A 24,242-nucleotide genomic window follows, 5' to 3' on the forward strand; every position below is an offset into this window, starting at 1 on the left:
ACAAATCATCTTGTGAGCTCATTGCGGACGATATCTACTCCATATAAGAAAATGCTAACATGGAGTAAAAACAAAAAGTGGCGAAATCCTCTCAACCCAAATTGGTCAACCGGGTGAGCGAACATAAAGAAGAGTCCATAGACGATTAAGCAGAGTGCGATAAGAGAAAATCCCCAACGTAAAATCATTGCCATTGGCCACTCCTTCCACTGTAATAGTCTAGTGTATGGGACAGCACGTCCGTTTATTATACAAGCTGCTGTCCTCGGCTAAAGCGATTATGAAAAAAGCGAACAGGAAAATCCTGCTCGCTTATTCATTAAGCCCTTTGCTAATCTCAGCACAAAGCTCGTCTTTTTGGGATTCATCTGCATGTTTCCAGTAGACTTCAAACAGCACGCCGAGTCCCGGCAACATTTTTTCTTCGCCACTTTCCATGGCATCGACGATGGTTGCTTCCACTTCTTGTTGGGAACTGCCTTGTATATTCGCCATAATCGCGTTGCGCAAATTAAAGCTCATTGAAATAACCCCCTTTAAAATGGTGAATCGACTAGTAGTATTCCCGAACCAAGGTGGATTATAAATGGAAAACAAGCTATTCTGTTAGTAAATGTCGACAACAGCATAAAAAGGGGCCATTGGTCATGAAACGGATAGAATCAGTCAAAAATGAACGTGTTAAAGCATGGAAAAAATTACATAGCAAAAAAGGACGTGACCAGACAGGACGGTTTTTAATAGAAGGGGAACATTTAATTGAAGAAGCGTGGAAATCAGATTGGAAAGTGGAAACGGTACTAACGACTGCAGACGATGAAAACTTATTTCCCGGGGAATGCATAGGCGTTTCTGAAGCCGTCATGAAGGAGTTATCGGAAACAAAAAGCCCTCAAGGCATTGTAGCTGTATGCCAAAAAAAACAGTGGCATACCCCTGAACAGTTGAAAGGGCGTTTTGTTCTTCTTGACCGGGTTCAAGACCCAGGCAATGTCGGCACGATTATCCGCACGGCATTGGCTGCTGATGCAGCAGGAGTTGTTTTAGGCAGTGGTTGTGCTGATTTATTCAATGCAAAAGTGATCCGAGCAACACAAGGGGCATTGTTTCATTTACCTGTTTATATGGGCGATTTGGCTACCTGGATAAAGATGCTCAAAGAAAGCGACATTCCGGTTTACGGGACATCTTTACATGATGCCACGCCATATGAACAGTTCCAGCCACAAGAACAGTTTGCGCTTTTGCTTGGAAATGAAGGGGAAGGCGTACAAAGCCATTTGTTGGATGCTGCTACGGAAAACCTATATATCCGCCAAAACAAGAAAGCAGAATCATTAAACGTTTCTGTAGCTGCTGGGATTTTGTTATTTGCCTTGAAAAGTTAAGCTTGCAGCTTGTGTGGCAATTGATTATAATAAAAAGCAATTGTAATTGTATAGGATAAAAAGCGTTGATAGAGAGTAGTAAGCTTAAAACCGCCTTTCAGGGAGGAAATGCCAAAGACTGGAAGCGTTTCTATGGTAGGATGGGCCGAATTCACTCTTGAGCTGGCATCTCTAAAGGATGTTCCCGGTTTAGAGCCGTTATGGACAATGAAGTTGCACTTTTTTAGCAAGTGTAAACGAAGGGTGGTACCACGGAGCTTTCGTCCCTTTTTAGGGAGTAGAAGGCTTTTTTTATTGTTTAAAAGGAAAGAAAGGATACAAGGAGGCATTGCCATGCAAGAACAGCTAACGGCATTAAAGCATGAGGCGTTGGACAAAGCCGAGGAAGCGAAATCAGAGCAAGATATTCAAGCGATTCGCGTTGCCTATTTAGGGAAAAAGGGGCCGATTACCGAAGTCCTTCGCGGCATGGGGAAATTGTCAGCGGAAGAACGCCCAATTATTGGTGCCCTCGCCAATGAAGTGCGTGATGAAATTAAGAACAAATTGGATGAAAAAAGTAAAAAACTTCAAGAAGCTGCGATTAAACAGCAGCTCGAACAAGAATCAATCGACGTGACATTGCCAGGTCGCCCGGCGCTTCAAGGTGCAATTCATCCGTTGACTGCGGTTATCACGGAAATCGAAGAAATCTTTTTAGGGCTTGGTTTTTCGATTGGGGAAGGGCCAGAAATCGAAACCGATTATTACAACTTTGAAGCAATGAATTTGCCAAAAGACCACCCAGCAAGAGATATGCAGGATTCGTTTTATGTGACAGAGGACTTGCTGTTGCGGACGCAAACGTCGCCAGTCCAGGCGCGGACAATGGAAAAATTTGCAGGAAAAGGCCCAGTTAAAGTTGTTGTCCCTGGGAAAGTGTTTCGCCGCGACGATGACGATGCAACCCACTCGCATCAATTCATGCAAGTGGAAGGGCTATATGTTGATAAAAAAGTGCGTATGAGCGACTTGAAAGGGGTACTTGAAACGTTCGCGAAACAATTTTTTGGTCAAGACCGTTCCATTCGCCTGCGCCCAAGTTTCTTTCCATTTACGGAACCATCAGTCGAAGTCGATGTATCTTGTGGAATATGTAGCGGAAAAGGTTGCCGAGTATGCAAACAATCTGGTTGGATTGAAGTGCTTGGGGCAGGAATGGTCCACCCCCGTGTCCTTGAGATGAGCGGCTTTGATGCCAATGAGTATAGCGGATTTGCCTTCGGTATGGGCGTAGAGCGTTTGGCTATGTTGAAATATGATATAGACGACATCCGCCAATTTTATGCAAATGATCTTCGGTTTTTAATGCAATTTAAAGACGTTTAAGGAGGGCGACACATTGCTCGTTTCATATAAATGGCTACAAGAATATATAGAGATTGGTGATATTAGCCCGCAAGAGATTGCCGAGAAAATGACGCGGAGCGGTATAGAAATTGACTTTATTCATGAACGGAACAAAGGGGCAACCAATGTGGTTGTCGGTTATGTGGCTGAAGTAGCACCTCATCCTGATGCGGACAAGCTAAATGTATGTCAAGTTGATATTAGCGAGGAAGAGCGTGTCCAAATTGTTTGCGGAGCGCCAAATGTTAGCTCTGGCCAGTATGTCGCCGTTGCCAAAGTAGGGGCGCGCTTGCCTGGTGGCATTAAAATTAAAAAAGCGAAATTGCGTGGACAGCACTCCGAAGGGATGATTTGCTCTTTGCAAGAGCTCGGCGTTGACAACAAACTAGTGCCTAAGGGCTATGTTGACGGGATTTATGTATTCCCGGAAACACAAAGCGTTGAACCTGGACAAGATGCGTTAGCACTTTTCGAGTTAAACGATAGTGTGCTGGAACTTGATTTAACACCGAATCGTTCTGATTGCATGCATATGCTTGGCGTTGCTTATGAGTTGGCTGCCCTTTATGATCGGCCAATAAAAATGCCGAAAACTAAAGTGAAGGAAGTCATTGAATCTGCTGACGGTTATATCGATGTCAGCGTTGAAAATGGCGAAGACACACCGTTTTATCAAGCCCTTGTAATAAAAGATGTTAAAATCGGACCATCGCCTTCATGGCTGCAAAACCGGCTAATGGCAGCAGGTATCCGTCCTATCAGCAACGTTGTTGATGTCACCAACTACGTGCTTCTCGAATATGGGCAACCATTGCATGCGTTTGACTACCATGCCCTTGGCTCGAAATCAATCCATGTGCGTCGTGCAAATGCAGAAGAGGCGTTTACTACACTAGATGGGGAGAAGCGGACACTATCGCCTGAACAGTTAGTAGTCACAAATGGGCGCGAACCAGTCGCGCTTGCCGGTGTAATGGGCGGCCTTCATTCAGAGGTGACAGCGGCAACAACGACGATCGTATTAGAGGCTGCGGCCTTCCATCCGACAGTGGTTAGACGCTCGGCTCGTCTTGCCGGTTTACGCAGTGATTCTAGCGCTCGATTTGAAAAAGGCATTAACCAGGAACGGGTGTCAGAGGCAGCACGCCGAGCTGCTTACTTAATCCAAGAAATAGCTGGAGGGATCGTGTTAAGCGGAGCTGCCATTGCGGATGCGCGTGTTCGCTCGGAGAAAGTGATTGCCCTTGATTTGGACAAAATGAATGAGCGCATTGGGACAGATTTGTCCATCATGGAAGTTGCGGCATTAATGAGACGTCTCCAGTTTCCGTGTGAAAAAGTCGGCTCCGACCTACATGTAACCGTTCCACATCGCCGCGGCGATATTACGATTCCAGAGGATTTGTATGAAGAAGTGGCACGTCTGTACGGATATGACCAGCTTCCTTCGACATTACCTGTTGGCAACACTACACAAGGGAAGCGGACCGCTGAACAGGCAAAACGTCGGAAAATGGAGGCCTATTTAAGAAGTGCGGGCCTTTCTGAAGCGATTTCGTATGCGTTAACCAGTTCAGAGAAAGCAGCGTTGTTTGCTGAGGAAACGATTAAGCCGATCCAAGTAGCCATGCCAATGAGCGAAGAACGGAGCACAATGCGTACAAGTTTGCTTCCTCATTTATACGATATTTGCGCGTACAATTTGAATCGGAAAAACAATGACGTCCTCCTGTATGAACGTGGCTCAGTGTTTTTGAGCGAGCAAGAAACGTTGACGGAACTACCTAAAGAACAGGAACGTCTTGCTGTCCTGTTAAGTGGGACGTATATGAGTCATCCGTGGCAAGGCGAGAAAAAAGCAGTCGACTTTTATGTGCTAAAAGGGATTGCCGAAGGCTTAATGGAATCGCTTGGCCTCAGTGAACAAATTGAATACAAGCCGGATGTGCGCCCAGGTTTCCATCCAGGTCGTACTGCCAATGTGTTGCTCAAAGGCGAGTCAATTGGTTTTCTAGCCCAAGTCCATCCGAGTACGCAAAAAACACTTGATTTAAATGAGACATACGTGTTGGAACTAAATGTAGATGCGCTCTTTGCCGCTGAGACGGAGGCGCTTATATACAAAGGGATTCCACGCTATCCAGCGATTACCCGCGATATGGCTCTAGTTGTTTCAAAAGAAACGACGGCAGCTGAATTGATGGCAATTATCCGTGAAACTGGCGGCGAATTAGTAGAAACAGTTACCATTTTCGATGTGTACGAAGGCGAGCATATGGAAAGCGGAAAGAAATCAATCGCCTTTTCTCTCACTTACCGCCATGCTGAACGGACATTAACCGACGAAGAAGCATCTTTGGCTCATGAAAGGATAGTAGCAGAAGTGCAAAAGCAAACGGGTGCCGTGTTGCGGGCATAGTGTAAAATGGAAAGAAATAGAACAATGGAGCGATTGCATTTAGCAATCGCTTGAGGTTGTCGACAAAGTCGATAACCGCCCTCAGACTGATAGAAAACGCTTGTCAGACGAGGAGTGCAGCCGAGGGAAGATGCGAATAGAACGGGGGTTCATGAGCATATGAGTGAGGCAAACGACGAAGTATGCGAGCGTTTGTCTACAGTCTGGAGCGATTGCATTTAGCAATCGCTTTTTAGCAGTTTCCAATTTTGCTCTCGCATGGTATGATGAACATTAGTTTTAGGGTAGGGCACAATCAATGTGCGCTAGGAGGTTCTTTCGTGGAGAAGAACAATAATAAAAAAAGGACAACTGTCCGTATACAAGGACAAACTTACAAAGTGGTGAGCAGTGAGGAACCAGCTCATGTAAAAGAAGTAGCCTCCTACATGAATGAAAAAATGGAGGAGCTAAAGAAGCGTAATCCTTATTTGGATTCAGCAAAACTAGCTGTTCTCACTGCCTTAAACATTGCTGATGAATACTTAAAATTGAAACGCCAATACGAAGGAGAATAACATGGTTAGTGCAGTTATTATGCTGTTGCTTCTAGTTGGCTTTTTAATTGGCCGGCGTAGAGGTTTTATTTTACAGTTTATCCATCTGGTTAGCTTTTTTGTAGCGATATTTGTCGCTTGGAATTACTATGAGCCTCTTGCCCGTACGATCCGCCTCTATATTCCATATCCGGAATTTTCGTCTGATGGGGCATTCGGCATGATTATCCAAGCCTTTGATGCAGAAAGCGTCTATTATTCGGCGATTGCGTTTGCGATTTTATTTTTTGGGACAAAAATCTTGCTTCACATTATTGGATCAATGCTTGATTTTGTTTCCCATTTGCCGATATTGCATACACTCAACCGCTTGCTTGGCGGCATGCTCGGCTTCGTTGAGTTTTACTTGCTGCTGTTTGTATTGCTTTTTGTAGCAACAGCATTGCCAATAAACGAAGTGCAATCGGCGTTGCAATCGTCTGTTGTCGCAGAATTTATGATTAACCATACACCTTATCTGTCTGATTGGTTAAATGACTTATGGGTAAGGCCAACGTTTTAATTGGCAGCTCGCTACGGCGGGCTGTTTTTTGGCTCCACCTAGTTTAGGTGGCGTTTTCCGCTGGAACCACTCGATTTTTGTGGTTGCTGTTTGCGTTTGAAGAGCAAAAGTCGGTATGATAGGGAAGGAGTAAGAAGGAGAGGACGCTAATGGACAAAAAACAAGCGATCCAAGTGTTAGAAACTATCGCGACTTACATGGAAATAAAAGGGGAAAACCCTTTTAAAATAGCTGCTTACCGGAGAGCAGCCCAGGCATTGGAACAAGACGGCCGCACGTTAGCGGAAATGGATGACCCAAAAGCGATTCCTGGAATCGGCCAAGCAACGGCCGATGTCATCCAGGAGCTGAAGGAAACAGGAGCGTCATCGTTGCTAAATGAATTGGCACAACAATTGCCGGCAGGATTATTGCCGCTTCTAACGATTCCTGGACTTGGTGGCAAAAAGGTTGGCAAGCTTTACCGAGAACTTGGCATTACTGACGCAGAAAGCTTGCTTCAGGCAGCCAAAGCCGGGCAAATTCGCGCGCTTGCAGGATTTGGCAAAAAATCAGAAGACAACATGATTGAAGCGCTTGCCGTTTGGAATGTGCGGCCAGAACGCCTTCCTGTTGCCGACGTGCTGCCGTTTTCCGAGCAACTTGAACAACAGATTGCCGACTTTCACGATGTAATACGCTTTTCTCGAGCAGGCAGTTTACGAAGAATGCGGGAAACGGTCAAAGACTTAGACTATATCATTGCGACTGACAACCCATCTTCGGTTAAGGACCAAATTTTGCAGCTTGAAGGGATTGCCAACATTATTGCAAAAGGAAATGGCAAAGTATCTGTTGAACTTGACCTTGAAGAACATACGATTTCTGTTGATTTTCGCCTTGTCCCTAATGAAGCATTTGCAACAGCGCTGCACCATTTTACTGGCTCCAAAGACCACAATGTCCGTATGCGGCAACTCGCCAAGAAACGCGGCGAAAAAATTAATGAATATGGAATTGAAACGGTGGAGACAGGTGCAATCAAAACATTCCCCGATGAGCGAGCTTTCTTTGCCCATTTTGGTTTGCCTTATATTTCACCGGAGGCAAGAGAAGATGGCAGCGAACTAGAGCGCTATCGCGAGACGGCAGAAGAGGTTTCTTTCATCGATGCGAAAGCGGATTTGCATATGCATACGACGTGGAGCGATGGCGCCCATTCGCTTGAAGAAATGGCGGAAGCAGCAAAGAAGCGTGGTTATACCCATATTGCCATTACTGACCATTCCCGCTACCTAAAAGTAGCCAACGGCTTATCGATTGAACGCTTAAAACAACAACATGAATACATCAGGGAGTACAATCAACAAAATAACGGAATCACGATATTAACAGGAATTGAGATGGACATTCTCCCTAGTGGGGAGCTGGATTATCCAGACGAGCTGTTAAGTGAAATCGATTTTGTAATCGCCTCGATCCATTCTGCTTTTTCGCAAAGTGAGGAGAAACTGATGGAACGATTGCAAGCAGCGATTTTCAACCCCCATGTGGACCTCGTTGCTCATCCAACAGGTCGCCTTATTGGCAAGCGCAAAGGCTATGCTGTTGATGTACCCACACTTATTCAATGGGCGAGTGAAGCTGGTTGCGCACTCGAATTGAATGCAAGTCCGAGGCGTCTGGATTTAGAAGTTACATGGTTAAAGTTAGCAGCAGAAACAGGTGTGCCGATTGCTATTAATTCAGACGCACATCGAATCGGTACGCTTGCAAATGTTGAATATGGCTATGCCCATGCAAGAAAAGCGATGTTGTTGCCTGACCAAGTGTTGAATACTTGGCCATTGGAAAAATTGCAACATTGGCTTAAACGCAAGCATTAGCTTTGAATAAAGGAGGTTGCACAATGGAACGTGTGCAGCGCGTTTTAGAATACAACAAAATGAAACAGCAACTGCTTGAACATGTTGCTTCTTCCCTTGGCAGGCAGAAAGTCAACGAGCTTGTACCTTCTACGTCTTTAGAAGAAGTCCGCCATCTCCAAGATGAAACAGCTGAAGCAGCAAATGTTTTGCGGTTAAAGGGACATGTCCCGCTCGGAGGCATTTCAGATGTCCGCCCCCATATTAAGCGAGCAGCGATTGGCGGGGTGTTGTCGGCAACAGAATTGATTGAAATTGCTTCGACATTATATGGTGGAAAAAGGGTGAAGCAGTTTATCGAAACGATCATTGACGACGGTCATATCGAAGTGCCGATTTTAGCAGGGCATGTGGAGCAAATTGAGCCCCTTTCACCAATTGAAAAAGCCATTAAACAATGCATCGATGATAACGGCTACGTCCTTGACTCAGCCAGCACGAGTTTACGGACAGTGCGGCATCAAATCCGCAGCTATGAATCAGGGATCAAGTCCAAGCTTGATCAATTAACGCGTTCGTCCAATACACGTAAAATGTTGTCTGATGCAATTGTGACCATCCGTAGTGACCGTTATGTGCTCCCTGTTAAACAAGAATACAGGGGGACATTTGGCGGCATCGTCCATGACCAATCATCCTCTGGGGCGACGCTGTTTATCGAACCGGCAGCGATTGTGACGTTAAACAACCAATTAACAGAAGCAAAGGCAAAAGAAAAACGGGAAATTGAACGGATTTTAAGAGAACTGTCGGCAAAAGTGGCAGAGGAAAGCGAGCAGCTGCTCCTTAATGTCGATAAGCTGGCGCAACTTGATTTCATATGTGCGAAAGCCTATTATGCCAAAGCCGTTAAGGCAGTGAAGCCAACATTAAATGACCGTGGGTATTTGGATTTGCGGCAAGCCCGTCACCCGCTTTTGCCTCCAAACGAAGTCGTACCGAGTGATATGGCGATCGGCGACCAGGTCCGTTCACTAGTCATTACTGGACCAAATACAGGCGGCAAGACGGTCACGCTGAAAACGATTGGATTGCTGACGTTAATGGCCCAGTCTGGTCTGTTTGTTCCTGCTGCTGAAGAAACGGAGCTTGCCGTTTTTGAACATATTTTTGCAGACATTGGCGACGAGCAGTCCATAGAACAGAGCTTGAGCACATTTTCGTCCCATATGAAAAACATTGTCTCGATTTTAAATGAAATGAATGAAAATAGCCTCATTTTGTTTGACGAGCTAGGAGCAGGCACAGATCCAACTGAAGGGGCAGCATTAGCGATTTCTATATTAGACCATGTCTATAAACGGGGAGCGCTTGCTGTGGCAACTACCCACTATAGCGAGTTGAAAGGCTATGCCTACAACCGCGAAGGCGCGTTAAATGCGAGTGTTGAATTTGATGTCGAGACGCTGCGGCCAACGTATCGCTTGCTTGTCGGTGTTCCTGGGCGCAGCAATGCGTTTGCGATTTCAAGGCGCCTCGGGCTAGACGAACGTATTATCGATCAGGCCAAACTGCAAATTGACAGCGATTCGTCCCAAGTAGAAAAAATGATCGCCTCCCTGGAAGATAGTCAAAAGTCAGCACAAAGCGAATGGAGCCGAGCGGAGGCTGTCCGCCGTGAAGCGGAAGCATTAAAACGAGACTTGGAAAAACGGATGGCTTCTTTTGAAGAAATGAAAGAAGCGGCTTTGCAAAAAGCCGAACAAAAGGCGGAAAAACTAGTTGCTGCCGCACAAGAAAAAGCAGAATTGATCATTTCCGAGCTGCGCGATTTGCAAAAGCAAGGGGTAGCTGTCAAAGAGCACCAACTGATTGAAGCGCGGAAACAACTGGAGGAAGCGGCGCCAAAACTTGTCTCTAAAAAGCGCAAGCAAGTAAAAAAGCAGGCTGAAAAGGCGAAACGTCTTCCAGAGCCAGGCGACGAAGTCAAAGTGTTAAGCTTTAACCAAAAAGGCACAGTCGTGAAAAAAATAGGCGATAATGAGTACCAAGTACAGCTTGGCATTATGAAAATGGCCGTCCCTGTTGATGATATCCAATTGCTTGAGCAGGAGCGACGCCAGCCAGAAAAAGCGATTACGACGATTCGTGGAAATGATGCACACGTCAAAGCGGAGCTCGACCTTCGTGGGGAACGGTATGAAGACGCGATGCGCCGGGTCGAAAAATACATTGACGATGCGTTGCTTGCTGGATACCATCAAGTCTCGATTATTCATGGAAAAGGGACAGGCGCATTGCGCAAAGGCGTGAAACAGTTCGTTGCCAACCATCCACGTGTTAAATCTGCTCGTGACGGCGGCATGAATGAAGGCGGACTTGGCAATACAGTAATCGAGCTTAAATAGAAAGGAGCTAAACATGGACGTTCTCCTTCAAAACGAATGGGTTCAAACCGTAGCAAACTACAGTGTAACGATCTTAATGCTAGTCGTCTTTCTTGCCGTTTTTGAAACAGTGACGCGCTATAATAACTGGGAAGAGATCAAGAGAGGCAACGTTGCCGTTGCGATGGCTACAGGCGGGAAAATTGTCGGGACAGCGAACATTTTTGCTGCGACGATTCAGCATTCGGATGGTTTACTAGTCATGCTGATGTGGGGAATTTTTGGGTTTGCGTTATTGTTATTTAGCTACTTTATTTTTGAATTTCTAACACCAGGTTTTAAAGTCGACGAGGAAATCAAAAACGACAACCGCGCAGTTGGCTTGCTGTCACTGCTGCTGTCTGTCGGCCTTTCGTTTGTCATTAGTGCAAGTATAACCGCTTAGAGAATAGGTTGTGAGTGCATGGAACGGTTGATACGAATTTTATACATTAGTTGTGGGTTATTTGCCATTGCTGGAATCGTGTTCTTAATTTTATACGCATAGCAAGAAGAAGCGTTTCCCTCTCGCTGGGGGAGGCGCTTTTGCCATTTGCAACAAATGATGACCTGTAATAAATGTACAAAAAAAGAAAAAAACATTTGAAATAATGTAAGCGATTACAATACAATGGAAGAGAGGAGAATTTCTTGCGAAAGGGGCCTTCATAAGGAGGAGAACCATGGCGAGCGATGAAAAAAGGTGGTTTCAGCATTATCCGAAGCAAGTCCGCCCCTTTTTGGACTACGAGGATGTGCCGTTGCAGCATTTTTTCAAGCAATCAGCTAACAGGTTTCCGCAACACGAGGCAATCCACTTCTTAGGAAAAACATTAAGCTACGAGGAATTGTATGACCAAACGCTCCGGTTTGCGAATCGACTGCAAAAACTGGGCGTGAAAAAAGGCGACCGTGTGGCGATCATGCTCGCCAATAGCCCCCAATCGGTGATTGGTTACTATGGGGTGCTCATGGTGGGGGGCGTCGTCGTTCAAACGAACCCACTCTATGTCGAAAGGGAACTGGAGCACCAGCTCGCTGACGCTAGGGCAAAAGTCATTTTGTGCCTTGATTCGGTCTTGCCTAAAGTCGAAAAGGTGATGGCGCGTACGTCACTTGAATTGGTGATTGTGACGAGCATCGCCGAATACCTTCCTTTTCCAAAAAATATACTCTTTCCCCTTGTGCAAAAAAAGCAAGGCATTCCAAAAGTGAAAGTGACGTATTCGGAGCGGGTATTGCCGTTTGCTCGGCTTGTAAAAGAGGGAGAAGCGTTGGAGCCTGAAGTTGAAATGAACGCAGACGACTTGGCGTTGCTCCAATATACTGGAGGGACAACAGGGCTTGCCAAAGGCGTGATGCTCACACATCGGAATTTGGTTGTCAATGCAGTGCAATGTGATGCTTGGCTTTACAAAACAGAAGAGGGAAGTGAACGGGTGCTTGGCGTCATGCCGTTTTTCCATGTGTACGGGATGACGACAGTGATGAATTTCGCCGTTAAAACGGCAGCAACAATGGTGCTATTGCCGAAATTCAAGCCAGAAGAAGTTTTAAGAACGATTGAAAAGCAAAGAATTACACTTTTCCCTGGAGCGCCGACGATGTATGTAGCCCTCGTAAACAATGAACATATTCATCAATACGATTTGACTTCGATAAAAGCGTGCATTAGCGGTGCGTCCGCATTACCCCTTGAAGTACAGCAAAAGTTCGAAGCACAAACGAAGGGCAGAATCGTAGAAGGATATGGGTTAACTGAGACGTCGCCAGTTGTCTGCGCCAATCCGATCTGGGAAAAGCGGAAAACAGGCAGTGTCGGTATTCCTTGGCCAGACACAGATGTAATGGTGTATTCACTTGAAAAAGACGGGGAAGCAGAAATCGGCGAGGTTGGCGAACTGTTTGTCCGCGGCCCGCAAGTGATGAAAGGATACTGGATGCGGCCTGAAGAAACGGCGCAAACGTTTCATGGCGAGTGGCTAAAAACAGGGGATATGGCTCGAATGGATGAAGAGGGTTATGTGTATATCGTTGATCGGAAGAAAGAAATCATTATTGCAGGTGGATTTAACATTTATCCCCGTGAAGTAGAAGAAGTGTTGTTTGAACATGAAGCGGTTGTCCAAGCAGCCGTAATTGGTGTTCCTGACGAGTATCGGGGCGAAACGGTGAAAGCGTTTATTGTGTTGAAAGCAGGCGAAACGATCTCTGAAAAAGAGATGGAGGCGTACTGTCGCCAAAAATTGGCCGCTTATAAAATTCCACGACTGTATGAATTTAGGGATGAGCTGCCAACAACGCTGACAGGGAAAATTTTAAAACGGGTGCTCATTAGTGAAGAACAAGCACGCAAGGAAGAACAAGCGCAGCAGGAAGCATAAAGGGAAGGTTTCTTTACATGCTCCCATGTAGAGAAACCTTTTTAAACGCCGTTATCATTTGACAATCGCCCTTTCCCGTACTATACTAAATAACATGAATGAACATTCATTCATGTTATGGAGTTAAGGAGAGATGGTTTTTGAGTAAAAAGAGAGGTCAAAAGTATGACCAAATCATTGATGCAGCGGTCAAAGTGATCGCCAAGCACGGTTTCCATCAAGCACAAGTATCAAAAATAGCAAAAGAAGCAGGCGTTGCTGATGGGACGATTTATTTGTATTTTAAAAACAAGGAAGACTTGCTCGTATCGCTATTTGACAAGAAGCTAGGCGCTTTTGTCGAAAGAAGCAGGAGAAGATTGGCCAAGGAACACTCAATAGAAGCGAAATTCCGCCTTTTAGTTGAATCTCATTTCTCGCAGCTAGAAGACAATTACGATCTTGCAGTGGTGACACAGCTTGAATTGCGCCAATCAAAATCGGAGTTACGCCAACGAATCAATCAAGTTTTAAAAGGATATTTGACACTTTTAGATGAATTAATAGCAGAAGGAAAAGCAGAAGGTTGCTTTCATCCTGAACTGGACCCGCTTTTAGCAAGACAAATGGTATTTGGTGTTATGGATGAAGTTGTCTCCAATTGGGTCATGGCAGAAGGCAAGTTTCCGTTGAAGAAACAAGCTGAAAACGTCCATCACTTGCTCCTCCATGGGTTGCGAGGGAAGTAACGTTTGGTCGCAAGGTGACTGCATCGTCGCTAACGAGTACGGATTGACTTGCTTAAAAAAAGGGCAATTGCTCTTTTCATAGGTTTATAGTAAAGGAGGACTACTAGTGGAAAACATAACATGGAAAGTCACAGACGGCATCGCAGAGATCGCGCTAAAGCGGCCCCCTGCCAATGCGCTTGCACGGTCTGTGATTGAAGAGCTGAGCGATGTTTTTGAAAACGTATACAAAGATGATGCAATTAAAGTGGCAATCATTTACGGAGAAGGCCGTTTTTTTGCGGCAGGGGCAGATATTAAGGAATTTACAGAAGTAAGCGACAGCAAAGAGTTTGCCCAACTTGGCAAAAAAGGGCAAGATACGTTCAACAAAATTGAATCGGCTCCGAAGCCTGTTATTGCTGCTATCCATGGCGCCGCGCTCGGCGGCGGCCTTGAACTAGCAATGGCTTGCCATATTCGTCTGGCTGCAACAGGGACAAAACTCGGCCTGCCAGAACTTAACCTCGGTTTGATCCCAGGCTTTGGCGGGACGCAAAGATTGCCGCGGCTTGTTGGCCAGCCGAAAGCGTTGGAAATGATGCTGACAAGCGCTCCTATTACGGCCGACGAGGCGCTTAACGTTGGACTTGTGAATAAAGTGTGCGATGAAGATCATCTGCTGGAGGAAGCAAGGGCGATGGCAAGGACGATTGCTTCGAAGAGCCCGTTAACGGTCAAGCGCGTATTGGAGCTTACGAAAATGAGCGATGGCGCTCTGGATGAAGGCTTAGATAAGGAGATCGCTTATTTTTCTGAAGTCTATCAGAAAGAGGATCGCATAGAAGGCGTCAATGCTTTTATCGAAAAGCGCAAGCCTTTTTTTCGCGGCAAATAGTCACTACGAGTTTATAGGAGGAATTCCCATGAATATTTTCGTTGTGTTAAAAAGAACATTTGATACAGAGGAAGCCATTACCATTCAAAACGGCAAAGTCCAAGAAGAGGGCGCCGAATTTATTATTAACCCGTATGATGAGTATGCTGTCGAAGAAGCACTTGTGCTTAAAGAAGCACATGGCGGAGAAGTTACAGTCGTCACAGTTGGAGAAGAGGAAGCAGAAAAGCAACTTCGTACAGCATTGGCAATGGGAGCAGACAAAGCTGTTTTGATTGATAGAGAAGAGCTTGAAGAGAGCGATCCCGCAACAACAGCAGCGCTATTGTATGCCTACTTTAAGGACAAAGAAGTCGACATTATTTTGGCCGGCAATGTAGCGGTTGACGGCGGTTCAGGCCAGGTCGGGCCACGGCTTGCCGAATTGCTTGGCATCGCCCAAGTGACGACGATTACCGGGCTTTCTATTAAAGGGCAAACCGCTCATATTGTTCGCGATGTCGAAGGAGACGAAGAAAAGCTTGAAGTAAAGCTGCCGCTCCTAGTCACCGCCCAACAAGGCTTGAACGACCCGCGGTATCCGTCGCTTCCAGGAATTATGAAAGCGAAGAAAAAGCCACTTGAGGTGCTTGATATAGACGATTTAGATGTAGAGGAAGAAGACGTAGCGGCAAAAACAACGGTAGTCGATGTCTATTTGCCGCCTGAAAAGCAAGCAGGCAAAAAGCTAGAAGGAGAGCCATCTCAGCAAGTGAAAGAGCTCGTCTCGTTGTTAAAAACAGAAGCAAAAGTGCTTTAAGGGGGAGAGGAATATGGCGAAAAAAACAATCGTCTTGGCAGAAGCGAAAAACAATGAGCTACGGAATGTGTCATTTGAAGCGATTGCTGCTGCAAAGGAGCTTGCTGACGGCGGCGAAGTGACAGCCGTTCTTGCTGGGGAAGCGATCGCAAGTCTTGGCGAACAGTTATTTCAATACGGAGCAGACCGGGTTATTGTCGTGGAACATCCTGAGCTAGCGAATTACACAACAGACGCATATAAACAAGCGTATTTGCAAGTGTTTGACAAAGAAAATCCAGACATTGTCGTTCTTGGCCACACTTCAGTTGGCAAAGACCTTTCGCCGCGTTTGGCTGTTAAACTGGATGGAGCGCTCTTTTCTGATGTGGTTGCAATCGAGGCAGGCGACACGCCTGTGTTTACACGGCCGATTTACTCAGGGAAGGCATTTGAAAAGCGCAAAGCTATTGACGAAGGGCCTTATATCGTCACAATCCGGCCGAACAACATCGCTGCTTTAGCTAAAGAAGAAAGCGCTTCTGGTGAAGTTGAAACACTATCTGTTGACATCCACGATTTGCGTACAATCGTTAAAGATGTAGTCAAAAAAGCGACTGGCGGCGTCGATTTGTCTGAGGCCAATATTATTGTAGCCGGCGGCAGGGGTGTAAAAAGCGCGGATGGCTTTAAGCCACTGCAAGAGCTTGCGGACCTTCTTGGCGGGGCAGTCGGTGCTTCCCGTGGGGCATGTGACGCCGAATATTGTGATTACTCATTACAAATTGGCCAGACAGGCAAAGTCGTCACACCAGACTTATACATTGCCGTCGGCCTATCAGGGGCGATCCAGCATTTAGCAGGGATGTCCAACTCGAAAGTGATTGTGGCCATTAACAAAGACCCAGAAGCCCCTATTTTTGAAGTTGCTGATTACGGTATTGTCGGTGATTTGTTTGAAATTGTGCCACTCCTTACAGAAGAATTAAAAGCCGTGCTTGTCTCTAAATAACAACAGCTACTTGCGCAAGCGGGTAGCAACAATGGCTGGCAAAAAGCCGACTAGAAAGCCAGTCTTTCGCCTTATGCTGCTTGCTTGAGCAAGTGGCTTTCTATTTTGGAAAAAATCGTTTATGATTAGTCGACAGTGGGTAATCTATTCCAGAGAAGCAGCATATTTTTCTACATGCTTACGGAATGGTATACTGTAAATATGTTATCAATGAAAGGGGATTTGGCAAATGGCAATTGTCAATGCGACTGACCAAAACTTCACGGAGGAAACAAAGGAAGGCCTCGTTCTTGTAGATTTTTGGGCTCCTTGGTGTGGACCATGCAAAATGATCGCTCCAGTATTAGAAGAGCTTGACGGCGATCTTGGCGATAAGGCGAAAATCGTGAAAGTGGATGTCGACGAAAACCAAGAAACGGCAGGGAAATTTGGAGTTATGAGCATTCCAACGCTGCTTGTCTTAAAAGACGGCGAAGTGGTTGACAAAGCGGTCGGCTTCCAACCGAAAGAAGCATTGGAAGAGCTGTTGAATAAACAAATGTAATCCTAGCAGTCCGCCTTTCTTAAAAAAGGCGGACTTTTTACAGGAGGAGGAACGATTGAACGAAACCATTACCAATAAGTTGGCTCTCTTGCCTGACAAGCCTGGTTGCTATTTGATGAAAGACCGCCAAGGGACGATTATTTATGTTGGTAAGGCAAAAGTGTTAAAAAACAGAGTGCGCTCCTACTTTACGGGGAGCCACGATAGCAAAACACAACGCCTTGTTGGAGAAATTTGCGATTTTGAATACATCGTCACCTCCAGTAACATCGAAGCATTGATTTTAGAGCTTACACTGATTAAAAAGCATGACCCCAAATACAATGTGTTGTTAAAAGATGACAAAACGTATCCGTATATTAAAATCACGAATGAGCGTCACCCTCGTTTATTAATTACGCGGAAAGTGAAAAAAGACGGGGCAAAGTACTTTGGCCCTTATCCGAATGCAGGCGCGGCTACGGAGACGAAAAAACTGTTAGACCGCCTGTATCCATTGCGTAAATGCCGGAAAATGCCGGACTCCGTTTGTTTGTATTACCACATCGGCCAATGTCTTGCTCCTTGCGTATATGAAGTGAGTGAAGAAACCAACGAAACTATGGTGAATGAGATCACAAAGTTTTTGAAAAATGGTCATAGCGACATAAAAGAGCAACTGCGCGAACGAATGGAAAAAGCGGCCGAAGACCTAGACTTTGAACGGGCTAAAGAATTAAGGGATACGATTGCACAAATGGAAAAAGTAATGGAAAAGCAAAAAATGGCGTTTGCTGACAAAACGGACAGGGACGTATTTGGCTTTTCATACGATAAAGGATGGATGTGCGTCCAAGTATTCTTTATTCGCCAAGGCCGCCTCATTGAACGAGACGTGTCCATTTTCCCCTTTTACCAGGAGGCAAGCGAAGAGCTGCTAACATTTATTGCCCGGTTTTATTTAGAAAAAAACCATATTAAGCCAAAAGAAATTTTTGTTGCTGAAAGCGTCGATAAACAATTGCTGGAAGAGTTGCTTGAGACGCGCGTTACACAGCCAAAGCGAGGCCAAAAAAAAGCGTTGCTTGATTTAGCTGAAGAAAACGCTGCTCTCGCTTTAAAAGAGAAATTTTCGCTCATTGAACGTGATGAACAGAGAACGGTGAAAGCAGTTGAACGTCTCGGGGAGGCAATCGGAATCAATGCGCCTTACCGGATCGAGGCATTTGACAATTCGAACATTCAAGGTGTTGACCCAGTGTCTGCTATGGTTGTTTTTGTAAACGGCGTGCCGCAGCGAAAAGAGTACCGTAAATATAAAATCAAAACGGTAGAAGGCCCTGATGATTATGGATCGATGCGTGAAGTCGTGCGTCGCCGCTACGTCCGCCTTTTAAAGGAAAAACGGCCGTTGCCTGATTTGATTGTCATTGATGGGGGAGCCGGGCAAATTGCTGCGGCTAAAGAAGTGATTGAAGACGAGCTTGGACAAGATATCCCTGTCTGCGGCTTGGCTAAAGATGATAAACACCGGACGTCGCAATTATTAATGGGGTCTCCTCCTGTGGCCGTGCCTTTACAGCGTGACAGCCATGAATTTTATTTGTTGCAACGCATCCAAGATGAAGTACACCGTTTTGCGATCACATTCCATCGCCAAACACGGGCGAAATCGTTTTTGCAATCAGCACTTGACGACATTCCTGGTGTAGGGGAGAAGCGGAGAAAAGCGCTTCTTAAAGCGTTCGGTTCAGTAAAAAAAATCAAGGAAGCTTCCGTGGAGGACTTGAGCAAACACGTGCCAGCCAAACTGGCAGAAACCATTCATCACACATTAAACAAAAACAAGCCGAATGCTTAACGGCTTGTTTTTTATTGCCCTTCTGTTAGTCGCCTACATTGACAGTATCATTTCTGTCAAAATGCACCGTAAAAATCGTGCTGTTTCGTTTTTGCGTATATGTAACGGCAGTTGTTACCTCATGCCACACTTCAAATGTTTCCGCTAAAAAGCCAGCCTCAAGCTGGTAACAGCGCCTATCTTTTCGTCCCATCCAATCCCCTGTCAGTTCAAAAATGTATTCGCTCCGTTTTTCTTTTAGACGCTGGAGTTGCCCCCATTCCGCCCGTTGAAAAAACGAAATTAATTCTTCGACGGATTCAAGTGGGTTGTCGCGCGCGACTTTTTTGCCTACCCAATAAAGCAATCTGTCGTGCTCGTCTCCGAGAATCGTGCGCAGGATATCATTACGGATTAAATCATAGCCATATTGCCCTGCTGTTTGCTCCTTGTTGTCTTCCCCGCTCATTGTCACACCTCAACCTTTCGATAGCTTTCCATGTTCCTATACTACCTGTGATTAACGATTTTGTCAGTAGTTCTTCTGTCTAATTTTTTCACGGCAAATGGACCAACTTATGCGATATAGTAAAGGAGCCCAGACAGTGATATACTAACTGGTGATAAATGAGAGGTGTACCATGGACAATAAGCATGCACGGTTAAGCAATTCATTTCAAATTATTATTACTGCCTATTTGCTGACGATTTTTTTGTTTAGTCTGCTTTTAATGATTCCCTGGTTTCATCAAGACGGCATAACGCTTGCGTATCGCGATTCTTTGTTTACAGCGGTTAGCGCTGTTAGTGTAACGGGGCTAACGACCATATCTGTCGCCGACACGTTTAATGGCACGGGCATTATTGTGCTTTCGCTTGCGATTCAGTTAGGCGGCATTGGCATCATGACACTGGGGACATTCACTTGGATTGTATTAGGAAAGCGAATAAACCTCGCCCAACGCATGCTTATCATCGCCGACCAAAATCGCGTCCAAAACCATATGAGTGGCCTTGTTTTGCTTATGAGGCAGCTTTTGCTACTTGCTCTTGCGATCGAGTGTGTTGGAGGGCTTGTACTCGGTACTTATTATTTGCGCTACTTTGACACATGGACTGAGGCTTATGTTCAAGGATTTTTTGCTGCGTTGAGTGCATTCACTAACGCTGGCTTTGATTTAACCGGGCAGTCACTCCAACCGTTTGCCGGCGACGCAGTTGTCCAGCTTGTGATGATCTTGTTGATCATAGCCGGCTCGATTGGTTTTCCTGTTCTTGTAGAGTGCAGGGAGTTTTTATTAAAGCGGAAATCGGGATTCCGTTTTAGCTTGTTTACAAAATTGACCGTTTCCACTTATTTTCTCGTTTTCGCCGTCGGTACACTTGGCATTTGGCTGTTCGATTCGTTTGGAGCTTTTGCTGGCTTGCCATGGTTTGAACAGTTTGGCCATTCCTTGTTCCAATCGGCAACAACAAGAAGTGCAGGGTTATCAACGATAGATATTAGTCAATTTGAGCAGTCGACGCTATTATTTATGTCGGGACTAATGATCATCGGAGCGAGCCCTTCAAGCGTTGGCGGCGGGATACGGACGACTACGCTTGCTGTAATGGTTTTGACGATCAGGGGCTACGCTTTAGGGCGCAACCGCGTAAATGCATTTGGGCGGCAAATCCATAAAGATGACCAAGAAAAGGCGTTTATCGTTTTGTCTGTTGCAGCATTGCTCATTGCCGTTTCCTTAATTAGCATCGCTTTTTTTGAACGTGACAGCGGCATACGTTTACTTGCTTTAATTGTGGAAGTCGCCTCTGCCTTTGGGACTTGTGGCCTAACAATGGGGGAGACTGGCTCCCTTTCCTATCCAAGCCAAATCATTTTAATGTGCTTAATGTTTATTGGCAGAGTAGGGATTGTCGCTATGCTGTTCTCATTTAAAAAGAAACATACGAAAAGCCATTACCATTATCCGACAGAACCAGTCATTATCGGCTAGCGCCAAGCAGCCGATTTCTGTCGGTTTATGTAGAAAGAACATTCAAAACCCTTTAAAATCAAGATGAATTGAATCCGTTTTCTTGACTCGGATTTTCCCTAGGAGTAAAATGAAACTGTCAAATAGATTTCACAGTTTCAGGTTTTCAATGAAAGTCATTCATAATCCATATCAGGGGGTACGTTTATAAGAGAGAGAAAAACGCACGAATTTGTATAAGGGGTCTTGATGAGGAAAAATATCGTGGAGGGAACGTGTATGGCTGAGAATCGAGAGTACTTTAATCGTAGGCTTCATTCATTGCTAGGAGTTATACCAATTGGAATTTTTCTAATTCAGCATTTAATAGTCAACCACTTTGCAACAAGAGGACCGGAAGCATTTAACCAGGCAGCCCATTTTATGGAGAGTCTGCCCTTTCGTTATGCGTTAGAACTGCTCATCATTTTTATTCCGATTCTTTATCACGCTATTTATGGCATTTACATTGCAATGCAAGCAAAAAACAATACAAGCCGCTTTGGCACATTCCGAAATTGGATGTTCCGCATCCAACGATGGACAGGGGTTTTTCTCTTAATCTTCATTTCTTGGCATGTTTGGGACACGCGGATCCAAGCGCTGTTTGGTCATGAAGTCAACTACGATATGATGGCAAATATTTTGCAAAACCCTTGGATGATGGCATTTTACATAGTCGGCATTGTGTCTGCGACGTTCCACTTTGCCAATGGACTATGGTCATTTGCTGTATCATGGGGCATCACCGTAACACCTCGTTCACAACAAATTATGACATATGTATCAATTATCGTTTTTGCAGCACTTACCTATGTAGGCGTTTCCGCTGCATTTGCTTTCGTATAAAAATCAGCAACTAGCGAACTTTTTAGGGAGTGGACTTTATGAGTAAAGGGAAAATTGTTGTAGTAGGCGGCGGGTTAGCCGGGCTAATGGCAACGATTAAAGCGGCAGAAAAAGGGGTACCGGTCGATTTGTTTTCGATTGTACCGGTGAAACGTTCCCACTCCGTATGCGCGCAAGGCGGCATAAACGGCGCTGTCAACACAAAAGGAGAAGGGGATTCCCCTTACGAACATTTTGATGATACTGTGTACGGTGGCGACTTTTTGGCAAACCAGCCACCTGTTAAAGCAATGACCGAAGCAGCTCCGGCGATTATTCATTTAATGGATCGCATGGGCGTTATGTTTAACCGTACCCCTGAAGGGCTCCTCGATTTCCGTCGTTTTGGCGGTACACAACACCATCGCACCGCTTTTGCTGGGGCAACGACTGGACAGCAGCTTTTGTATGCACTGGACGAACAAGTACGCCGTTACGAAGTGCAAGGGCTTGTAACAAAATACGAAGGCTGGGAGTTTTTATCTGCTGTGATCGACGATGAGGGCGCATGCCGTGGCATTACAGCGCAAGAGCTGAATTCAGCAGAAATACGCAGTTTCTCAGCTGACGCCGTCATTATGGCAACTGGTGGACCAGGAATCATTTTCGGCAAATCGACGAACTCAATGATCAATACCGGCTTCGCCGCTGCAAAATTGTACGAACAAGGCGTTGCCTATGCGAACGGCGAGTTTATCCAAATCCACCCGACTGCGATTCCAGGCGACGACAAGCTTCGCCTTATGAGCGAGTCTGCCCGTGGAGAAGGCGGGCGCGTATGGACATACAAAGACGGAAAACCATGGTATTTTCTTGAAGAGAAATACCCGGCATATGGAAACCTTGTCCCGCGTGACATTGCTACAAGGGAAATTTTCCATGTGTGTGTAGACGAAAAGCTTGGTATTAATGGCGAAAACATGGTCTATTTGGATTTATCCCATAAGGATCCGAAAGAACTAGATATTAAGCTTGGCGGCATTATTGAAATCTATGAAAAGTTCACAGGCGATGACCCGCGGAAAGTGCCGATGAAAATCTTCCCTGCTGTTCATTACTCAATGGGCGGCATGTGGGTAGACTATGATCAAATGACGAACATTCCTGGTTTATTTGCTGCCGGCGAATGCGATTATTCTCAGCATGGTGCAAACCGTTTAGGCGCAAACTCGCTGTTATCGGCGATTTATGGCGGCATGGTTGCTGGGCCGAAGGCAGTGGAGTACATCGAAGGATTGAATACAGCTACAGAAGATTTGTCGTCTTCGCTATTTGAGGCGCAAGTGAAAAAAGAGCAAGACCAATTCGACGCGATTTTGCGCATGGATGGTACGGAAAACGCGTATGTCCTTCATAAAGAGCTTGGCGAATGGATGACGGACAACGTCACGGTTGTGCGTTACAATGACAAGCTGTTAAAAACAGATGAAAAGATCCAAGAATTAATGGAGCGTTACCAAAACATTAACATCCAAGATACGGCTAAATGGTCGAACCAAGGAGCTGCATTTACGCGCCAGCTTGGGGGAATGCTCAATTTAGCCCGTGTGATCACGCTTGGCGCTTATCACCGCAATGAAAGCCGTGGCGCCCATTACAAGCCGGAGTTTCCAGAACGAAACGACGAAGAGTTCTTGAAAACAACAAAAGCTTGGTACAATCCGAGCACCGGCGCGCCGGACTTTGAATATGAGGAAGTCGATACATCGTTGATTAAACCACGGAAACGCGACTACTCACAGAAAAAGCAAGGAGCTGGAAGCAAATGAGTGAAAAAACAATTCGCCTTATCGTGACAAGGCAAGATGGACCAGACAGCGGCTCCTATGAAGAAGAGTTTGCTATTCCTTACCGGCAAAACTTGAATGTTATTTCTTGCTTAATGGAAATTCGCCGCAACCCCGTCAATGCCAAAGGTGAGAAGACAACGCCTGTCACTTGGGATATGAACTGTCTAGAAGAAGTATGTGGCGCTTGTTCAATGGTTATTAATGGCAAACCACAACAGTCGTGCACCGCGCTCGTTGATAAGTTGGAACAGCCCATTCGCCTTGAGCCAATGAGGACATTTCCAGTTGTTCGTGATCTTGTCGTCGACCGCAGCAGAATGTTTGATTCTCTGAAAAAAGTAAAAGCCTGGATTCCAATTGACGGCACGTATGATTTAGGTCCTGGACCGCGCATGCCAGAAAAAAGACGCCAATGGGCTTATGAGCTGTCTAAATGTATGACTTGCGGCGTCTGCTTAGAATCTTGCCCGAACGTCAATTCAAAATCTGAATTTATTGGCCCGGCGGCACTTTCTCAAGTTCGCCTCTTTAATGCCCACCCAACTGGCGAAATGAATAAAGAAGAACGGTTGGCTACTATTATGACAGACGGCGGTCTTGCCAATTGTGGAAACTCACAAAACTGCGTGCAAGCTTGCCCGAAAGGCATTCCGCTTACAACATCCATTGCTGCATTAAACCGCGCGACGGCATTGCAGTCCTTTAAAAACTTCTTTGGAAGCATATGATCATACAACGAGGCTGCGAAGCAGCCTCGTTCAACTATAGACAAACGCCGCTTACGTCAATCCCATTTCTATTTCCATTTTCCTCTCCATTATTCCCGTCTACTAAGCAATTTTT

The 24,242-nt window shown here is 45.5% G+C and carries 22 protein-coding genes and 1 other annotated feature; of the genes, 19 read left to right on the top strand and 3 right to left on the bottom strand.

The window, feature by feature from the left end; all coding sequences use genetic code 11:
* Positions 1–5: 5 nt before the first annotated feature.
* Positions 6–194 (bottom strand): hypothetical protein, encoded by a 189-nt coding sequence (locus BC8716_RS14240; protein ID WP_094426678.1) that lies wholly within the window; start codon positions 192–194, stop codon positions 6–8.
* Between the two features lie 118 nt (positions 195–312).
* Positions 313–522 carry a small acid-soluble spore protein SspI gene (gene sspI / locus BC8716_RS14245; RefSeq protein WP_011247525.1) on the bottom strand — a complete coding sequence of 70 codons (210 nt, stop codon included), beginning with the start codon at positions 520–522 and terminating at the stop codon, positions 313–315.
* A gap of 125 nt (positions 523–647) precedes the next feature.
* Between sspI and BC8716_RS14250 the strand changes: the two genes are divergently transcribed.
* The 15 genes from BC8716_RS14250 to uvrC all read left to right on the top strand — a co-directional run bounded on the left by BC8716_RS14250 (position 648) and on the right by uvrC (position 18,727).
* Positions 648–1,388, top strand: a complete 741-nt coding sequence (locus BC8716_RS14250; protein WP_094426680.1) for a TrmH family RNA methyltransferase — start codon at positions 648–650, stop codon at positions 1,386–1,388.
* Positions 1,389–1,444: 56 nt separating this feature from the next.
* Positions 1,445–1,659, top strand: a binding site (T-box leader).
* A gap of 62 nt (positions 1,660–1,721) precedes the next feature.
* The gene (pheS, locus tag BC8716_RS14255) at positions 1,722–2,756 is read left to right on the top strand and encodes a phenylalanine--tRNA ligase subunit alpha (RefSeq protein WP_094426682.1); all 1,035 of its coding nucleotides are present in this window, start codon (positions 1,722–1,724) and stop codon (positions 2,754–2,756) included.
* A 13-nt stretch (positions 2,757–2,769) separates the two neighbouring features.
* Positions 2,770–5,196 (top strand): phenylalanine--tRNA ligase subunit beta, encoded by a 2,427-nt coding sequence (gene pheT, locus BC8716_RS14260; protein ID WP_094426685.1) that lies wholly within the window; start codon positions 2,770–2,772, stop codon positions 5,194–5,196.
* 320 nt (positions 5,197–5,516) lie between these two features.
* Complete coding sequence (zapA, locus tag BC8716_RS14265; protein ID WP_094426687.1) at positions 5,517–5,753, top strand: cell division protein ZapA; 237 nt, start codon at positions 5,517–5,519, stop codon at positions 5,751–5,753.
* 1 nt (position 5,754) lies between these two features.
* On the top strand, positions 5,755–6,294 hold the full coding sequence (locus tag BC8716_RS14270; RefSeq protein WP_094426689.1) for a CvpA family protein: 540 nt from the start codon (positions 5,755–5,757) through the stop codon (positions 6,292–6,294).
* 149 nt (positions 6,295–6,443) lie between these two features.
* Entirely contained in the window at positions 6,444–8,159 is a 1,716-nt protein-coding gene (gene polX / locus BC8716_RS14275; protein WP_094426691.1) for a DNA polymerase/3'-5' exonuclease PolX, read from the top strand.
* A gap of 23 nt (positions 8,160–8,182) precedes the next feature.
* The gene (locus BC8716_RS14280) at positions 8,183–10,546 is read left to right on the top strand and encodes an endonuclease MutS2 (protein ID WP_094426693.1); all 2,364 of its coding nucleotides are present in this window, start codon (positions 8,183–8,185) and stop codon (positions 10,544–10,546) included.
* A gap of 13 nt (positions 10,547–10,559) precedes the next feature.
* Positions 10,560–10,970 (top strand): DUF350 domain-containing protein, encoded by a 411-nt coding sequence (locus tag BC8716_RS14285; RefSeq protein ID WP_063609815.1) that lies wholly within the window; start codon positions 10,560–10,562, stop codon positions 10,968–10,970.
* A gap of 277 nt (positions 10,971–11,247) precedes the next feature.
* The gene (locus BC8716_RS14290; RefSeq protein ID WP_063609816.1) at positions 11,248–12,948 is read left to right on the top strand and encodes a long-chain-fatty-acid--CoA ligase; all 1,701 of its coding nucleotides are present in this window, start codon (positions 11,248–11,250) and stop codon (positions 12,946–12,948) included.
* 140 nt (positions 12,949–13,088) lie between these two features.
* The gene (fadR, locus tag BC8716_RS14295; protein WP_251179466.1) at positions 13,089–13,676 is read left to right on the top strand and encodes a fatty acid metabolism transcriptional regulator FadR; all 588 of its coding nucleotides are present in this window, start codon (positions 13,089–13,091) and stop codon (positions 13,674–13,676) included.
* 106 nt (positions 13,677–13,782) lie between these two features.
* Positions 13,783–14,553 (top strand): enoyl-CoA hydratase, encoded by a 771-nt coding sequence (locus BC8716_RS14300; RefSeq protein WP_063609818.1) that lies wholly within the window; start codon positions 13,783–13,785, stop codon positions 14,551–14,553.
* 28 nt (positions 14,554–14,581) lie between these two features.
* Positions 14,582–15,352 carry an electron transfer flavoprotein subunit beta/FixA family protein gene (locus BC8716_RS14305; RefSeq protein WP_094426695.1) on the top strand — a complete coding sequence of 257 codons (771 nt, stop codon included), beginning with the start codon at positions 14,582–14,584 and terminating at the stop codon, positions 15,350–15,352.
* Between the two features lie 13 nt (positions 15,353–15,365).
* Positions 15,366–16,343 carry an electron transfer flavoprotein subunit alpha/FixB family protein gene (locus BC8716_RS14310; protein ID WP_094426697.1) on the top strand — a complete coding sequence of 326 codons (978 nt, stop codon included), beginning with the start codon at positions 15,366–15,368 and terminating at the stop codon, positions 16,341–16,343.
* Positions 16,344–16,572: 229 nt separating this feature from the next.
* Positions 16,573–16,887, top strand: a complete 315-nt coding sequence (trxA, locus tag BC8716_RS14315) for a thioredoxin (protein WP_011247511.1) — start codon at positions 16,573–16,575, stop codon at positions 16,885–16,887.
* 55 nt (positions 16,888–16,942) lie between these two features.
* Positions 16,943–18,727 carry an excinuclease ABC subunit UvrC gene (gene uvrC / locus BC8716_RS14320; protein ID WP_094426699.1) on the top strand — a complete coding sequence of 595 codons (1,785 nt, stop codon included), beginning with the start codon at positions 16,943–16,945 and terminating at the stop codon, positions 18,725–18,727.
* A gap of 25 nt (positions 18,728–18,752) precedes the next feature.
* On the opposite strand, the gene BC8716_RS14325 is transcribed toward uvrC, so the two are convergent.
* Entirely contained in the window at positions 18,753–19,175 is a 423-nt protein-coding gene (locus tag BC8716_RS14325; RefSeq protein ID WP_035201855.1) for a YslB family protein, read from the bottom strand.
* 172 nt (positions 19,176–19,347) lie between these two features.
* Between BC8716_RS14325 and BC8716_RS14330 the strand changes: the two genes are divergently transcribed.
* The 4 genes from BC8716_RS14330 (at position 19,348) to sdhB (ending at position 24,127) form a co-directional block, all read left to right on the top strand.
* Complete coding sequence (locus tag BC8716_RS14330) at positions 19,348–20,703, top strand: TrkH family potassium uptake protein (protein ID WP_094426701.1); 1,356 nt, start codon at positions 19,348–19,350, stop codon at positions 20,701–20,703.
* A 258-nt stretch (positions 20,704–20,961) separates the two neighbouring features.
* A complete protein-coding gene (locus tag BC8716_RS14335) occupies positions 20,962–21,570 on the top strand; it encodes a succinate dehydrogenase cytochrome b558 subunit (RefSeq protein WP_011247507.1) in 609 nt (202 codons plus the stop codon).
* Between the two features lie 38 nt (positions 21,571–21,608).
* A complete protein-coding gene (gene sdhA / locus BC8716_RS14340; RefSeq protein ID WP_094426703.1) occupies positions 21,609–23,378 on the top strand; it encodes a succinate dehydrogenase flavoprotein subunit in 1,770 nt (589 codons plus the stop codon).
* The gene (gene sdhB, locus BC8716_RS14345) at positions 23,375–24,127 is read left to right on the top strand and encodes a succinate dehydrogenase iron-sulfur subunit (protein ID WP_062749682.1); all 753 of its coding nucleotides are present in this window, start codon (positions 23,375–23,377) and stop codon (positions 24,125–24,127) included. The genes sdhA and sdhB overlap by 4 nt, the downstream gene beginning before the upstream one ends.
* The last annotated feature ends 115 nt before the right edge of the window (positions 24,128–24,242 follow it).

This window comes from Shouchella clausii (genome assembly GCF_002250115.1).
Classification (GTDB): Bacteria; Bacillota; Bacilli; order Bacillales; family Bacillaceae_D; genus Shouchella; species Shouchella clausii.

What these genes read in the sequence shown, in the direction of transcription:
- BC8716_RS14240 (WP_094426678.1), bottom strand. Translation starts at nt 194, where the DNA reads ATGGCAATGATTTTACGTTGGGGATTTTCTCTTATCGCACTCTGCTTA.
- sspI (WP_011247525.1), bottom strand. Translation starts at nt 522, where the DNA reads ATGAGCTTTAATTTGCGCAACGCGATTATGGCGAATATACAAGGCAGT.
- BC8716_RS14250 (WP_094426680.1), top strand. Translation starts at nt 648, where the DNA reads ATGAAACGGATAGAATCAGTCAAAAATGAACGTGTTAAAGCATGGAAA.
- pheS (WP_094426682.1), top strand. Translation starts at nt 1,722, where the DNA reads ATGCAAGAACAGCTAACGGCATTAAAGCATGAGGCGTTGGACAAAGCC.
- BC8716_RS14270 (WP_094426689.1), top strand. Translation starts at nt 5,755, where the DNA reads ATGGTTAGTGCAGTTATTATGCTGTTGCTTCTAGTTGGCTTTTTAATT.
- polX (WP_094426691.1), top strand. Translation starts at nt 6,444, where the DNA reads ATGGACAAAAAACAAGCGATCCAAGTGTTAGAAACTATCGCGACTTAC.
- BC8716_RS14280 (WP_094426693.1), top strand. Translation starts at nt 8,183, where the DNA reads ATGGAACGTGTGCAGCGCGTTTTAGAATACAACAAAATGAAACAGCAA.
- BC8716_RS14285 (WP_063609815.1), top strand. Translation starts at nt 10,560, where the DNA reads ATGGACGTTCTCCTTCAAAACGAATGGGTTCAAACCGTAGCAAACTAC.
- BC8716_RS14290 (WP_063609816.1), top strand. Translation starts at nt 11,248, where the DNA reads ATGGCGAGCGATGAAAAAAGGTGGTTTCAGCATTATCCGAAGCAAGTC.
- BC8716_RS14305 (WP_094426695.1), top strand. Translation starts at nt 14,582, where the DNA reads ATGAATATTTTCGTTGTGTTAAAAAGAACATTTGATACAGAGGAAGCC.
- BC8716_RS14310 (WP_094426697.1), top strand. Translation starts at nt 15,366, where the DNA reads ATGGCGAAAAAAACAATCGTCTTGGCAGAAGCGAAAAACAATGAGCTA.
- trxA (WP_011247511.1), top strand. Translation starts at nt 16,573, where the DNA reads ATGGCAATTGTCAATGCGACTGACCAAAACTTCACGGAGGAAACAAAG.
- BC8716_RS14325 (WP_035201855.1), bottom strand. Translation starts at nt 19,175, where the DNA reads ATGAGCGGGGAAGACAACAAGGAGCAAACAGCAGGGCAATATGGCTAT.
- BC8716_RS14330 (WP_094426701.1), top strand. Translation starts at nt 19,348, where the DNA reads ATGGACAATAAGCATGCACGGTTAAGCAATTCATTTCAAATTATTATT.
- BC8716_RS14335 (WP_011247507.1), top strand. Translation starts at nt 20,962, where the DNA reads ATGGCTGAGAATCGAGAGTACTTTAATCGTAGGCTTCATTCATTGCTA.
- sdhA (WP_094426703.1), top strand. Translation starts at nt 21,609, where the DNA reads ATGAGTAAAGGGAAAATTGTTGTAGTAGGCGGCGGGTTAGCCGGGCTA.
- sdhB (WP_062749682.1), top strand. Translation starts at nt 23,375, where the DNA reads ATGAGTGAAAAAACAATTCGCCTTATCGTGACAAGGCAAGATGGACCA.